Raw genomic sequence first — 13,550 nt, 5'->3', positions numbered from 1 at the left:
ATCAAAAACGAGCCCTCTAAAGCAACAAAACGCCGCCTTCTGAGGCATGATGAAACCCTCTCTATTTTATCCTAAATCGGGGAGAAAGAGAAACGAATTATATGTCAGAAAATTTTTACTTTTATAATTTATTGGTAGCGTTTTCATCTCTAAGCTGTTCTATGTTGGCGGGGATTTTTTCCTTGAGCGGGCCAGGTTTCGAGAGTTGATTGATCGGGGATACTTTGTTAGGTTTAGTAACCATAGCCAGCACTAAATCATGCGATCCGCATGGAATGATGACTAAAGGCTGGATCGCCGGCGCATATTCCGGCACTACTAATCTACAGAGGTGATGCAACATTTACATGAAAGAAGAGAGGGTCCAAAAACGTGAGTATTGAATTAATTATATCTCTTGGCATTTACTTTGCTGCCATGCTGTTAATCGGCTGGTACGCATTCAGGAAGACAACGAATATTAATGATTACATGCTGGGCGGAAGAGGACTTGGCCCGTTCGTAACGGCGCTGTCCGCAGGTGCGGCCGATATGAGCGCATGGATGCTGATGGGAGTTCCCGGCGCAATGTTCGCAACGGGGTTATCGACCTTATGGCTGGCGCTCGGTTTGACGATCGGCGCGTATTCAAATTATCTGCTGCTTGCTCCGAGGCTGCGCGCTTACACGGAAGTTGCGGATGATGCGATTACGATTCCCGATTTTTTCGATAAACGGTTCCGCCACTCGTCATCATTGCTGAAAATTGTTTCCGCCGTGATTATTATGATCTTTTTCACACTGTACACATCGTCCGGGATGGTATCCGGAGGCAGGTTATTTGAATCGGCATTCGGCGCCGACTACAAATTCGGTTTGTTTTTAACGGCCGGTGTTGTTGTGCTTTACACGCTGTTTGGCGGTTTCCTCGCTGTCAGTCTGACTGACTTTGTACAGGGAGCGATCATGTTTGCGGCATTAGTGCTTGTGCCGATCGTTGCTTTTACCCAGCTCGGGAGCGTTTCAACGACGATTGATTCGATCAACGCCGTTAACCCGAAACTATTGGATATCTTTAAAGGCGCGAGCGTCATTAGCATTATTTCTTATTTGGCATGGGGACTCGGCTATTACGGCCAGCCTCATATCATCGTACGATTTATGGCGATTAAAGAAGTGAAAGATTTAAAACCCGCCCGCAGAATCGGGATGAGCTGGATGGTTATTTCAGTTGTCGGTTCATTGCTTACCGGGATTATCGGGGTTGCGTATTCTCATCACTTCGGAGTCTCCGTAAAAGATCCGGAAACGATTTTCATTATTTTTTCTAAAATCTTGTTCCATCCGCTGATTACGGGCTTCTTGCTGTCCGCGATTTTAGCGGCGATCATGAGTTCCATTTCCTCACAGCTTCTCGTAACGGCAAGCGCCATTACGGAAGATTTATACCGCGCCTTTTTCAGACGGGAAGCGAGCGATAAAGAATTGGTCATGACCGGACGCCTGTCGGTATTGATCGTGGCCGTTATCGCCATTTTGCTTTCCATGAATCCGAACAGCACCATTCTTGATCTGGTCGGATATGCGTGGGCAGGCTTCGGTTCGGCTATCGGCCCGGCGCTCTTGCTCAGTCTGTACTGGAAACGGATGAATGAATGGGGAGCGCTTGCGGCGATGATTACCGGGGCTGCGGCCGTTTTAATCTGGATCACGACAGGGCTTGCCGCTTCAACCGGCGTATACGAAATCATTCCGGGGTTCTTCCTCAGTCTGATTGCCGGTATTGCCGTCAGCCTGCTGACCAAAAAACCGGCCGATGCTTCTTATCAGCTGTTCAGCCGGATGGAAGCTCTTTTGAAAAACAAGAAATAGACAAAAAGCCGTCAGATTTTATCCCTGACGGCTTTTTTCTTCCGCACTTGTCCTGCTATAAATACTGTGAGAAAATCATATCAATTTATTATAAGAAAATTGCGGAGGTGCTGTGCAAATTGAGCTGGCCTATCGAACCAGACATTTTATTAAAGCTGGGCATTGCCACGCTGATCGGCATGATCATCGGTCTTGAACGCGAGCTGAAAAACAAACCGCTCGGACTGAAAACCTGTATCGTCATCGCCGTCAGCTCCTGTATGCTGACGATCGTCAGCATTAATGCGGCATATCATTTCCCAAAATATTACCGAATCATGATGGATCCGCTCCGCCTTCCCGCCCAAATCATTTCCGGCGTCGGTTTTATCGGCGCGGGTGTGATCCTGCGTAAAAGCAATGACGTCATATCCGGCCTGACGACATCGGCCATCATCTGGGGCGCAGCCGGGCTCGGTCTGGCTACAGGCGCCGGCTTTTATAAAGAGGCGTTCGCAAGCCTCTTGTTTATCCTGATCAGCGTCGAATTTCTTCCGTGGCTGATCAGAAAAATCGGTCCCAACCGCTTGAAGGAAAAAGATATTCGCGTGAGAATGTCTCTTTCCGATAAAGACAAAATGACCGAGATTTTAAAGGAAATGAAAAGCAAACAGCTCCGCATTCACTCCGTCCGGATTGATGATCTGGGCGAAAAAGAATTTCCGATTATGGAAGTGAAAGTCAGTGTTCATAAAAACCGCTACACCACTGACGTCTATTATGATATTAAAGAAATTCAAGGTGTCGTCGGAGTGAAGTGTGATACGCTATAAAAAAACGCCGGGCTGGATTCAGCCGGCGTTTTTCTATTTATACGAATGCAGAAAAGTTATACTCCGTAATCGGGGTTTCATTTTCGATATCGCGCCTGAAGGTTTTCAGCATCTCAAGTTCCTCGTCCCCAAGTGAATTGAGGTCAAACGCCTGATGCAATAATCCGTAGATCAGCATATGACGCAGCCGGAGGAAATCCGGGATGTGTTCAAGCCAGGCGGGATCAAGGTCATTTTCTTCCCTGTAGCCTTTCATAAAGTGAGTCATGAATTCACCCGTAAACGCGGCCTTGTCTTCATACGGGATGACCGGATACCACAACATGTTGTACAGCAGAATACTGATATCATTCACAAACCAATTGTAGCCGATATCATCAAAATCAAATGCAGTGATTTTTCCGTTGTCCCAATTGAAATTGCCGTGGTGCAGATCGGCGTGCACAAGTCCGTAGTTTTCAGGGTTCTTCGGCAAACGGCGCAGTTTTTCCATTAGAGCATCCGCCCGCTCAAATACGAGATGCTGATCTGCGGGCACGTATTTTCTCAGCTTCAGCTGCTCCTCTTCATCCCATTCCTGCCTTTTATATGCCGGATCGCTCAGACGGTAGCTTTTCGTCAGCCGGTGCATGTTCCCCGTGTACTTTCCAAGCTCGTAAAACAGGGTTCCGTTCCAGTCTGATTCCTCCACTTTGCGTCCGGGCGCTTTTTCATAGACTCTTACTAAAAACGCTCCGCCTTTTCCATCCGGCACTTCTTCGACATCTTTGCCATTTAATGAAGGAATCGGCTTTGCTGCTGAAAGCCCTCCCTTTGCCAGATGATGAAGCCATTCCATTTCTCCGAGAATATATTCCGGTGTTCTTCTGATCGTATGCGTAATTTTTAAAATATAAGGTTCGTTATCTTTTACAATTTCATATACGTAGTTCTCTGCGTCCGCGATAAATTGAAACTTGGTAAAGCCGTATATTTCACCTGCTTCAGCGAGCACCTTATCTTCCTCAAAAATCGCTTTAATATCTTTATGCATGCTGATTCACCCTTTTCATAACGTTTGTAGGCGGTGTGTGTACTCAGCAAATGTCATTCATCAACATTCCTGCCCTTCTTTTTTCACAGCAGATTAGTAACATCCGCTTAGAAATGAAATGTGTTTTCCTGTTAATTCCTGATTATACAAATATCTTAACATACCTCATTCCTCGCTCCAACGATATTCACAATAAAAAAAACCCTTGCTCATACAGAAATGAACAAGGGCATCTTGGTTAATCGTAAATATGGACGGTCGGTTCTTTGTCACCCGCATTGCGGACGATCAGCGCTTCCTGCCCGTCAGACGAGGTAATGTTAATTTCGACATCAACTGAGCCTTTTGAATAATAATCCATCAGCTCACCTGTTAAGTATTGGGTGAAGGCGATGACTTCGCTTTTCCCGTAAAATTGCATCGGGATTTCAATCTTCATTTTTCTCATTTCATCGTTTTCGTACATTGCCGTTCCGACGACTCCGGTGTAATTCGGGAAGTAGCTGTCGATGGCGTTTTTGAAGCGTTTAAATACTTCGGAATCATCAGGGTATTTCTTTGCCGTGTCTGTATCCGCCGGATAGAAGACGTACTTTTCTTTGACATCATCCCAGTTTGAAATGGTGGATGAGCCGGCTTTGACTTCTGTTTTTGCAATGTAATTCCCCGGTACGATTGATGTTTTCGGCGCTTGTTTATAAAGGGCGACGGTAATCGGCACATTTTTCAGGTTATCCATTTTCCGAAGGCGGTTAACGACTTCCTGAGCGATTTCTTCACCGTGGCTGCGGATCGTTTTGTCACTGAGCTCCACTTCCTGCTGCGGATCACCTGTGTTTTCACGGTAATAGTATACAGAGTTGAGAGCGAGACCGATCATGATACCGCCAAGCTGGATGGAATTTTTATCTTTTCTTACTAAGTAATCCTGCTCAAGCATGGACGCTAAGTAAATCGGGCTGTTTTCATTTTTCTCTTTTGCCGATCCCGAGCTTGGCAGCACGGGATTTAAGCCGAGATTCTGAAAATTGGAATCTGCCTTTTTCGCCTTTTTCAGATCACTGCCTTCTTTTTTGCGGTCAAGCCAGCTGAGTACCGTGTCCTCATCTAAATACTGGCCTTCCTGATACAAATAGTCATCCGTCGGGAACGTGTCTTGAGCGAGCCGCATCAGACCCGTCTCGAATTCATCGATGTCCAGCCTCGTGTTCAGCCGGTCCGCGGTCAGGCCGCGCGCTTTTCCGGCCTTAAACGGAAGCACCATTTTATAGTAGGAATCAGAGATATTATATTTCGGTATGATCGCTTTTTCAGAAGACTTTGCCGTTTTCTGCGTGATCTCTTCCTCTTTGTTCCCCCCGAAACTCGGCGAACAGGCCGACAGCATGAGTACTGCCGCCGTTGCCGTCGCCGCCAATGCCAACATCTTTTTCAATAGAAAACACTCCTCTTATTTCTTTAGCTCTCCCAATAGCTGTGCTTCATTCCATACTTCAATATTTAATTCCTGCGCTTTTGTCAGCTTGCTTCCGGCCGCTTCTCCGGCAATCAGCAAGTCTGTTTTTTTGCTGACAGATCCCGTCAGCTTTCCGCCGAGCGCTTCAATCTGCGCCTTGGCTTCATTTCTGGACAGCTCTTCAAGCTTTCCGGTCAACACGATGGTTTTGCCGGCAAAATAAGAGTCGCTGTCCTCCGCTTTTACTTTTTTCGGGCCTTTGTAGAGTGTGTTCACACCGAGTTCCTCAAGTTCATTCAATAGCTCAAGCATTTCTTCTTTGCGGAAATAGGTGATAACGGCATCGGCCATCTTTTCGCCGATTTCATCCACCGCAAGCAGCTCTTCTTCCGTGGCTTGTTTCAGATTTTCCAGGCTTTCAAAATGCATGGCGAGTGTTTTGGCCGCTTTTGAGCCGATAAAACGGATGCCGAGACCGAACAGCAGGCGTTCCAGCGAATTCTCTTTCGACTTTTGGATGGAGCTGATCAGATTGTCAGTTGATTTTTCCCCCATCCGCTCAAGCCGGATGACCTGCTCTTTCGTCAGCTTATACAAATCAGCGACATTACGGACGAGATGTTCACGGAAAAGCTGTGTGATGACACGTTCTCCGAGTCCGTCAATATTCATCGCGTTGCGTGAGACAAAGTGAATCAGGCCTTCTCTGATCTGCGCCGGACATTCCGGATTGATGCAGCGCAGCGCGACTTCTCCTTCAATGCGGACAAGTTCGCTTTCGCACTCAGGGCAGCTGGTCGGCATATTGAATTCTTTTTCTTCCCCGGTCCGCTGTTCGATTAAGACATTGACGACCTCAGGGATGATGTCGCCCGCTTTTTTGACGACCACTTTATCGAGAATGCGGATATCCTTCTCTTTAATTAAATCTTCGTTATGAAGGGATGCTCTTGAGACCGTCGTTCCCGCGACTTTTACCGGTTCCAGAACGGCGGTCGGCGTAATAACGCCCGTTCTTCCGACATTCAGTTCGATATCGAGCAGTTTTGTCACGACCTCTTCCGCCGGGAATTTATAAGCAATCGCCCAGCGCGGGCTTTTTGCCGTATACCCGAGCTCTTCCTGCTGGTCGAGCGAGTCGACTTTGATGACGATCCCGTCAATTTCATACGGGAGATCGGCCCGCTTCGCCTGCAGCTCTTCGATCATTTCAATGACTTCATCTATCGTGGCGCATTTTTTCCGTTCCTGGTTTGTTTTAAAACCGAGCTCATCCAGAAAATCCAGGCCCTGACTCTGTGTTTCCACACCCATCTCGTCAAGCTCCGCTATACTGTAGACGAAGATGTCAAGATTTCGTTTCGCTGCAATTTTCGGATCGAGCTGTCTGAGTGAGCCCGCAGCCGCGTTCCGGGGATTGGCGAACGGCTCCTCTTCATGTTTCAGCCGTTCTTCATTGAGCGCTTCAAATGACTGTTTCGGCATGTACGCCTCTCCGCGCACTTCTATGGAAAGATTCCGTTTCATTTTCAGCGGAATGTTGCGGATCGTTTTTAAGTTTTCCGTGATATCTTCGCCCGTCGTTCCGTCTCCTCTTGTCGCGCCTCTGACGAAATAGCCGTCTTCATAACGGAGAGAAACAGCAAGACCGTCTATTTTCAGCTCCACATTATAAGCGACGCCGTCACCGACAGCCTGACGGACGCGGCGGTCAAAATCGCGGAGATCATCATCGTTAAATGCGTTGCCGAGACTGAGCATCGGCGTGCCGTGCTGCACCTTTTGAAACGATTCAAGCACCGCTCCCCCGACCCGCTGTGTGAGCGAATCAGGCGTTCTGAGTTCCGGGTGCTCTTCCTCTATGGCAATCAGCTCCTGCATCAGTCTGTCGTACTCGGAATCCGGCACGCTCGGTTCATCTAAGGTGTAATATTCATAACTGTACTGATCGATGGTGCGGCGCAATTCTTCTGCCCGGTGTTTCGCTGTTTCTTTGTCCATCATGTTCTTCCTTTCCTCTTCAGGTTACTGCTTTTCAATCGGCGCAAAAGCGGCAAGCAGACGCTTCACGCCGACTGGGCTCGGGAATGCGATATCAAGCTCGGTGCTCTCGCCTTCTCCTTTTACGCTGACAACCGTTCCGGTGCCCCATTTTTTATGGCCCGCTTTATCGCCGACCGCCCAGCTGAGCGAGTCGCCGCCTGTTTTGTTCGCGTAGGAAACGGGACGGGATACGGGCCCGCGTTTCGGCTGCACTTTTCTTCCCGGCTGCATGCGAGGTGTTTTCTTCTCATTTAGGTTCTCCAATAAATCGCTAGGTATTTCCCTGATAAAGCGGGATTCCGGATTCATATTGGTGCGGCCGAATAAGGTGCGCATTTTGGCATTCGTTAAATACAGTTCTTCTTCCGCCCTCGTAATGCCTACATATGCGAGCCTGCGTTCTTCTTCCATCTCGGCTTCTTCCATCAGGGAGCGGCTGTGCGGGAACACGCCTTCTTCCATGCCCATTAAGAACACGACAGGAAATTCAAGCCCCTTAGCGGCGTGCAGTGTCATTAAAGTGACGGCATCCTTTCCGCCTGATTCCTCTTCCTTCTGGTCGAGCTGGTCAATATCCGCAATCAGCGCCAAATCAGTCAGAAACGCGACGAGAGACTTGTCTTCGCTTTTTTGTTCGAAGTTTTTCGTCACGGAAAGAAACTCGTCGATATTTTCAAGGCGGCTTTGGGCTTCGATTGATTTTTCGGCCTTCAGCATTTCTCTGTATTCCGTTTTCTCGAGAATTTCTTCCGTGAGTTCCGTAATGGACAGGTAATCCTGCATGTTCGTCAGATTTTCAATCATCGCGCCAAAGCCGTCAAGCGCGTTTGCCGCTTTCGCGCTGACGCCGATGAAATCAACCTGTTTGATCGCCTGGAACATTGACATTCCGTTCATCGCCGCATATGAAGCGATTTTTTCTAGCGAAGTTGCGCCGACGCCCCGCTTCGGCACATTGACGATCCGCGTAAAACTGATGTCGTCGTCCGGGTTTGACACAAGGCGCAGGTATGCGAGAATGTCTTTAATTTCTTTCCTGTCGTAGAACTTGGTTCCGCCGACGATATTGTAGTTCAGTCCGGATTTTAAAAGGGTTTCCTCAATGACGCGCGACTGGGCGTTTGTCCGGTATAAAATCGCGATATCGGAAAGCTTCCGCCGGCCCGAGCTGTGCAGCTCGTAAATTTTGCCCGCGACGAATTGGCCTTCGCCGAATTCATTGTCGCCGCTGTAATAAGAAAGCTTGATGCCTTCATCATTTTCCGTCCACAGGTTTTTCGGCTTGCGGTTTGAATTGTTTTTGATCACTTCGTTAGCCGCCTGCAGAATCCGCTTTGTTGAGCGGTAGTTTTGCTCGAGCAGAATCACGTTTGCGCTCGGATAATCTTTTTCAAAGGAAAGGATATTCGCGATATCCGCCCCGCGCCATCTGTAAATGGACTGGTCGGAGTCACCGACGACGCAGATATTTTCAAGACGGGCCGCAAGCTGCTTCACAAGCAGGTATTGCGCCCTGTTCGTATCCTGATACTCGTCTACGTGAATGTACTGGAATTTGCGCTGATAAAACTCAAGCACTTCCGGCACACGCTCGAAAAGCTTAATCGTCGTCATGATTAAATCATCAAAATCGAGCGATTGGTTTTTCAGCAGTTTTTTCTGATAATCGGTATACACGTCACTCGTGACCTGATCGTAGTAGCCGCCGGCCGATTTTGCGAATTCCTCAGGTTCGATCAGCTCGTTTTTTGCGCTGCTGATGGAGCCTAAAATACTTCTCGGATCAAACTTTTTCGGATCGATATTCCGCTCTTTCAGAATCCCTTTAATAACGGAAAGCTGATCAGCCGTATCAAGAATGGAGAAATTTCGGTTGATGCCGATTCTGTCAATATCCCTGCGCAGAATCCGCACGCACATGCTGTGGAAAGTGGATATCCAGATTTCATCCGCGCCGGGTCCGAGAATGCTCTCTACCCGCTCCTTCATTTCTCTGGCGGCTTTATTTGTAAATGTAATCGCCAGAATGTTCCATGGCGCCACGTGTTTTTCCGCCATTAAGTATGCGATTCTGTGCGTCAGCACACGTGTTTTTCCGCTTCCCGCGCCCGCCATCAGAAGCAGCGGACCGTCCGTCGTCTTGACCGCTTCCTGCTGAATGGGATTTAATCCGCTTAATAATTGATTGCTAATGTAATTCATATCCGTTCACCGCCTATCAAACATATGTTCTATCATAAATCAATTTCGTCCGCTTGGCTACTTTGTCTTTACAGCCGCCACCGTTTTAAGCGCCTGATCAAAATCTTCATATACGGCATTTCCGACAACGATGACATCGGCATGACGGCCGAACCGTTCCGCCGTTTCCGCGTCTTTAATGCCGCCTCCGTAAAACAGGACGGACTTGTCCAGCACAGCCTTCGTTTTCTCCACCGTTTCTATGTCCGCCAGCATCCCGCTGTATTCCAGATAAAAAATCGGGAGATGAAGCAAATGCTCCGCGACCCGCGCATAGGCGAGAATATCTTCTGTTTCTATATGTGTATCCGCCTCCGTCAAAGCGGCCGCCTTACAATCAGGGTTGACGATGCAGTAGCCCTCCGTCACGATTTCCTCCATTGACATGAGCTCTCCGTATTCTTTCATCGCCTGATGATGCATGCCGACAATCCAGTCCGCCTTTTTGCTGTTGAGCACACTCGGAATGAAATAAAGATCAAACCCGGGCACAATGGAATCAATCGTCGACACCTCAAGTACGCACGGCACTAAAAACCGCCGCACCTTTGACATCAGTCTCAGCACATTGTCCTCGGTGATATTGTCGCTTCCTCCGATCACAATGGCGTCAGTCCCTGATTCACAAAGCCGTTCCAGCTGTTCATCCGGTAAATCTTTATTCGGATCGAGTTTAAAAACATGCTTCCACTCGTTAACATCGTACATGCGTTTTCGTTCCTCCATTCGTTTCTTGCCATTTAAACATTATAACAAATTCGTTTGGCCCGGAAAAACGGAAAAAGACGTCATTCACCTGATTCACAAAAAAAGATTGCGCTCCGCCGGACGGGAAACGGCTATGTTTGAAAACAGACAATATGTGGAATGTCAAAGAGAAAAAAGACAAGGAGTCTGATCTCAATGGAACAAGCCATTATCGTACTGATTTGTATATTGATTTTTATTATTTTAGTTCCCGCCGCATTGTTTCTCTGGATATACATAAGAGACGAAAAGCAGGAAGAACATTCAGTGCTGCGCAATTATCCCGTAGCGGGAAAACTGCGCTACATATTTGAAAAAATCGGACCTGAGCTGCGGCAGTATTTATTCAGCAATGATAACGAAGAACAGCCGTTTTCCCGGAGAGAATATGAACAGACGGTCATGTCGGGAAAGTATAAGAGCAGAATGATGGGCTTCGGCTCAGAACGGGATTTCAATCAGCCGGGCTATTATATCCGTAACGCCCTCTTCCCGAAACAAAGGGAGGAGCTGCGCGCAGATCAGACGCCGAAGATCGACACGATGGTATACAAGATTGACAAAGACAACCTGCTGAAACGCAGCGAACACCGCGAAAAGGCAAAAGCGGACCCTTATTACCTGCATCCGGACGATGTGCAAGTGATCGGCCGCGACACATGCAAGAAGCCGTTTTATGTGAAAGGGTTAATCGGACAATCAGCGATGAGCTACGGCTCACTTGGCGACAGGGCAATCACCGCCCTGTCAAAAGGGCTGCACCAGGCCGGCGGCACATGGATGAATACAGGCGAAGGCGGCCTGTCTGAGTATCACCTGAAAGGCGGCGCGGATATTATCTGCCAAATCGGCCCCGGGCTGTTCGGCGTGCGCACTGAAGATGGAGAATTTTCATGGGAAGAATTTAAGAAAAAAAGCCGCCTCGAGCAGATTAAAGCCTTTGAATTAAAGCTTGCGCAAGGGGCGAAAGCAAGAGGCGGGCATATTGACGGTTCAAAGGTGACCGAAGAAATTGCCGCCATCAGAAATGTGCAGCCCGGACAATCCATTGACAGCCCAAACCGATTCAACGAGTTCTCAAATGTTCCGGACATGCTTGATTTCATTGAGAAATTAAGGACTGTCGGTGAAAAACCGGTCGGCATCAAAATTGTACCGGGCAGCCGCAAAGACCTTGAAGACCTTATTTCCTGTATGAGTTCATCAGGCAAACTTCCCGACTTTATTACGATTGACGGCAGTGAAGGGGGAACGGGAGCTTCTTTCCATGAGCTGGCGGATTCCGTCGGCCTGCCGATTCTGACCGGCCTTCCCCTTGTTGACGGCCTTTTGAAGACATACGGGATAAGAGATAAGCTGAAAGTTTTCGCATCCGGAAAGCTGCTCACTCCGGATAAGATTGCCGTTGCCCTCGCGTTAGGCGCGGATTTTGTCAATATTGCCCGGGGAATGATGTTTTCGGTCGGCTGTATTCGCGCTCAAGTATGCCACACCAATCATTGTCCTGTCGGAGTGGCGACAACCGATCCAAAACTTCAGCGCGCGCTCAGTATCGAAGATAAACAGCACCGCGTCTGCAACTACGTACTCTCGTTGCGTGAAGGGCTGTTTCACCTCGCCGCGGCGGCAGGCATCAGCTCACCGATTCATTTCTCAGCTGAACACATCGTATACCGGGAGGAAGACGGAAGCCTGAGGGAACTTCCCGGCCTTTTGAATCAGCACGCATAAAAAAACCGCCTGCCGTCATCGGAACTGACCCCATAATATGAGACAAACAAAAAACACCTTCAAGTTTGAAAACGGACCGTTGTTATCCGAAATAAAACTTGGAGGTGTTTTTCTATGGGGACAAGAGTGAGTTATCCGGTTGAAGTCAAACAGAAGGCTGTAGGAATGAGATTGGCGGGCGTGCCTATGAAAGAGATCATGCAGGAATTGAATATCAAAAATAAGACTCAGGTTCAGACATGGGTTAGATGGCATAAGGTTGGGGATACCCACCGATTCGAACAGCCTGTTGGAAAGCAATATACTTATGGAAAGGGTCCGGAGTATTCTTCTGAATTAGAGAAACTCCAGGCAGAGAATCGTTATCTGAGACAACAGAATGAAGTGTTAAAAAAGTACAACGAATTGGAAAGGAAGCTGATAGGGAAACGACAATCAAACTGGTAGAAGAATTGCGCAAGACGATGACGGTACAGGACATCTGTGTCCATTTAGATATTTCACGCACTTCATATTATAGATGGAGAAAGAATCTGACTAAGAGTAATCCTAAGATACGACTGGAGAAACAAATCGGCACGTTGTGCCGAGAACACAAGTATCGATATGGATATCGAAAAATCACAGCCATACTAAAAAAGAGAATAAGTATTAATCATAAATCTGTTCAACGTATTATGCAGAAAAATCAATGGCAGTGTCGGGTTAAGATGAAAAAGCGTAAAAAAAGTGGGCAGCCATATTCTGTGGTCGATAATATATTGGATCGGAACTTTCAGTCTGATCGCCCTCTTGAAAAACTGGTAACGGACATCACATATTTGCCTTATGGACAGAAACAATTGTACCTTTCCAGTATATTGGATTTATACAATGGAGAAGTGATTGCTTTTACGATTGGAGATAAGCAGGACACAGACTTTGTCTTAGACACACTTGATCAGCTGCCAACACTTCCTGAAAACTGCGTGTTACATAGTGACCAAGGTTCTGTTTATACATCTTATGAGTATCAGAAAGCTGTTAAAACAAAAGGCATTACCATGAGCATGTCCCGCAAAGGGACGCCCGCTGATAATGCCTCCATCGAATCGTTTCATTCCTCACTAAAGTCTGAAACGTTCTATCTTAACAGCATTGATCGAACTACGACCGCCATCGTAGAACGCACTGCCATAGAATACATTCATTATTATAACAATATTCGTATTCAAACGAAACTAAACAGCCAATCGCCGATACAATATCGGCAATTGGCTGTATGAAGGTGTTTTGATCCCTGTCTCAAAAACGGGGGTCAGTCCCATCGGCAGAGCGGTTTTTTACGTAGCTGAGGAGGATTCTCCTTTGTTTACGCGGTCAAGCGCCATTTCATAGGCGTCGTTACCGTAATTTAAGCATCTCTTCACCCGGGAAATCGTCGCTGTGGAAGCACCCGTTTCGCTTTCAATTTTGTGATACGTATTTCCTTCGCGGAGCATTCTTGCCACTTCCAAACGCTGCGCCAGCGATTGGATTTCATTAATCGTACAAAGATCGTCAAAGAAACGATAGCATTCCTCCAGATCTTTCAGCGATAAAATAGATAAAAATAACTGGTCCAGTTCTTTTCCGCGTAATTTATCGATTTGCATCG

Annotated in this window: 10 protein-coding genes; 4 read left to right on the top strand and 6 right to left on the bottom strand. The window is 47.5% G+C overall.

Features of this window, described 5'->3' with window-relative positions; translation table 11 throughout:
- Nucleotides 1–372 precede the first annotated feature (372 nt).
- Both putP and NYE68_RS04230 read left to right on the top strand, forming a co-directional pair.
- On the top strand, nt 373–1,851 hold the full coding sequence (gene putP / locus NYE68_RS04235) for a sodium/proline symporter PutP (RefSeq protein ID WP_007408914.1): 1,479 nt from the start codon (nt 373–375) through the stop codon (nt 1,849–1,851).
- Nucleotides 1,852–2,030: 179 nt separating this feature from the next.
- The gene (locus tag NYE68_RS04230; protein WP_228841468.1) at nt 2,031–2,663 is read left to right on the top strand and encodes an MgtC/SapB family protein; all 633 of its coding nucleotides are present in this window, start codon (nt 2,031–2,033) and stop codon (nt 2,661–2,663) included.
- A 37-nt stretch (nt 2,664–2,700) separates the two neighbouring features.
- Here NYE68_RS04230 and NYE68_RS04225 read toward each other — a convergent pair whose 3' ends face one another.
- The 5 genes from NYE68_RS04225 to NYE68_RS04205 all read right to left on the bottom strand — a co-directional run bounded on the left by NYE68_RS04225 (nt 2,701) and on the right by NYE68_RS04205 (nt 10,144).
- Nucleotides 2,701–3,696: a phosphotransferase enzyme family protein gene (locus NYE68_RS04225; RefSeq protein WP_229041564.1), complete on the bottom strand. Its 996-nt coding sequence runs from the start codon at nt 3,694–3,696 to the stop codon at nt 2,701–2,703.
- Nucleotides 3,697–3,934: 238 nt separating this feature from the next.
- Nucleotides 3,935–5,131, bottom strand: a complete 1,197-nt coding sequence (locus NYE68_RS04220) for a CamS family sex pheromone protein (protein WP_007408912.1) — start codon at nt 5,129–5,131, stop codon at nt 3,935–3,937.
- A gap of 15 nt (nt 5,132–5,146) precedes the next feature.
- The gene (ligA, locus tag NYE68_RS04215) at nt 5,147–7,153 is read right to left on the bottom strand and encodes an NAD-dependent DNA ligase LigA (protein ID WP_229041565.1); all 2,007 of its coding nucleotides are present in this window, start codon (nt 7,151–7,153) and stop codon (nt 5,147–5,149) included.
- 24 nt (nt 7,154–7,177) lie between these two features.
- Complete coding sequence (pcrA, locus tag NYE68_RS04210) at nt 7,178–9,397, bottom strand: DNA helicase PcrA (protein WP_229041566.1); 2,220 nt, start codon at nt 9,395–9,397, stop codon at nt 7,178–7,180.
- A 57-nt stretch (nt 9,398–9,454) separates the two neighbouring features.
- Nucleotides 9,455–10,144 carry a heptaprenylglyceryl phosphate synthase gene (locus NYE68_RS04205; RefSeq protein WP_003155740.1) on the bottom strand — a complete coding sequence of 230 codons (690 nt, stop codon included), beginning with the start codon at nt 10,142–10,144 and terminating at the stop codon, nt 9,455–9,457.
- Between the two features lie 195 nt (nt 10,145–10,339).
- Between NYE68_RS04205 and NYE68_RS04200 the strand changes: the two genes are divergently transcribed.
- Both NYE68_RS04200 and NYE68_RS04195 read left to right on the top strand, forming a co-directional pair.
- Entirely contained in the window at nt 10,340–11,914 is a 1,575-nt protein-coding gene (locus NYE68_RS04200) for an FMN-binding glutamate synthase family protein (protein WP_229041567.1), read from the top strand.
- Between the two features lie 114 nt (nt 11,915–12,028).
- Nucleotides 12,029–13,179, top strand: a protein-coding gene (locus NYE68_RS04195) for an IS3 family transposase (RefSeq protein WP_241457926.1) whose coding sequence is annotated in 2 segments (ribosomal slippage) — nt 12,029–12,302 and nt 12,302–13,179 — 1,152 coding nt in all. Because the reading frame shifts where the segments join, the coding sequence is not laid out codon by codon here.
- Nucleotides 13,180–13,236: 57 nt separating this feature from the next.
- Here NYE68_RS04195 and NYE68_RS04190 read toward each other — a convergent pair.
- Entirely contained in the window at nt 13,237–13,548 is a 312-nt protein-coding gene (locus tag NYE68_RS04190; RefSeq protein WP_003155745.1) for a YerC/YecD family TrpR-related protein, read from the bottom strand.
- Between the last annotated feature and the right edge of the window lie 2 nt (nt 13,549–13,550).

Source organism: Bacillus sp. FSL R5-0447 (assembly GCF_038606125.1).
Classification (GTDB): domain Bacteria; phylum Bacillota; class Bacilli; order Bacillales; family Bacillaceae; genus Bacillus; species Bacillus velezensis.
This window is presented reverse-complemented; position numbering and strand designations above follow the sequence as displayed.

What these genes read in the sequence shown, in the direction of transcription:
- NYE68_RS04230 (WP_228841468.1), top strand. Translation starts at nt 2,031, where the DNA reads ATGATCATCGGTCTTGAACGCGAGCTGAAAAACAAACCGCTCGGACTG.
- NYE68_RS04225 (WP_229041564.1), bottom strand. Translation starts at nt 3,696, where the DNA reads ATGCATAAAGATATTAAAGCGATTTTTGAGGAAGATAAGGTGCTCGCT.
- ligA (WP_229041565.1), bottom strand. Translation starts at nt 7,153, where the DNA reads ATGGACAAAGAAACAGCGAAACACCGGGCAGAAGAATTGCGCCGCACC.
- pcrA (WP_229041566.1), bottom strand. Translation starts at nt 9,397, where the DNA reads ATGAATTACATTAGCAATCAATTATTAAGCGGATTAAATCCCATTCAG.
- NYE68_RS04205 (WP_003155740.1), bottom strand. Translation starts at nt 10,144, where the DNA reads ATGTACGATGTTAACGAGTGGAAGCATGTTTTTAAACTCGATCCGAAT.
- NYE68_RS04200 (WP_229041567.1), top strand. Translation starts at nt 10,340, where the DNA reads ATGGAACAAGCCATTATCGTACTGATTTGTATATTGATTTTTATTATT.
- NYE68_RS04190 (WP_003155745.1), bottom strand. Translation starts at nt 13,548, where the DNA reads ATGCAAATCGATAAATTACGCGGAAAAGAACTGGACCAGTTATTTTTA.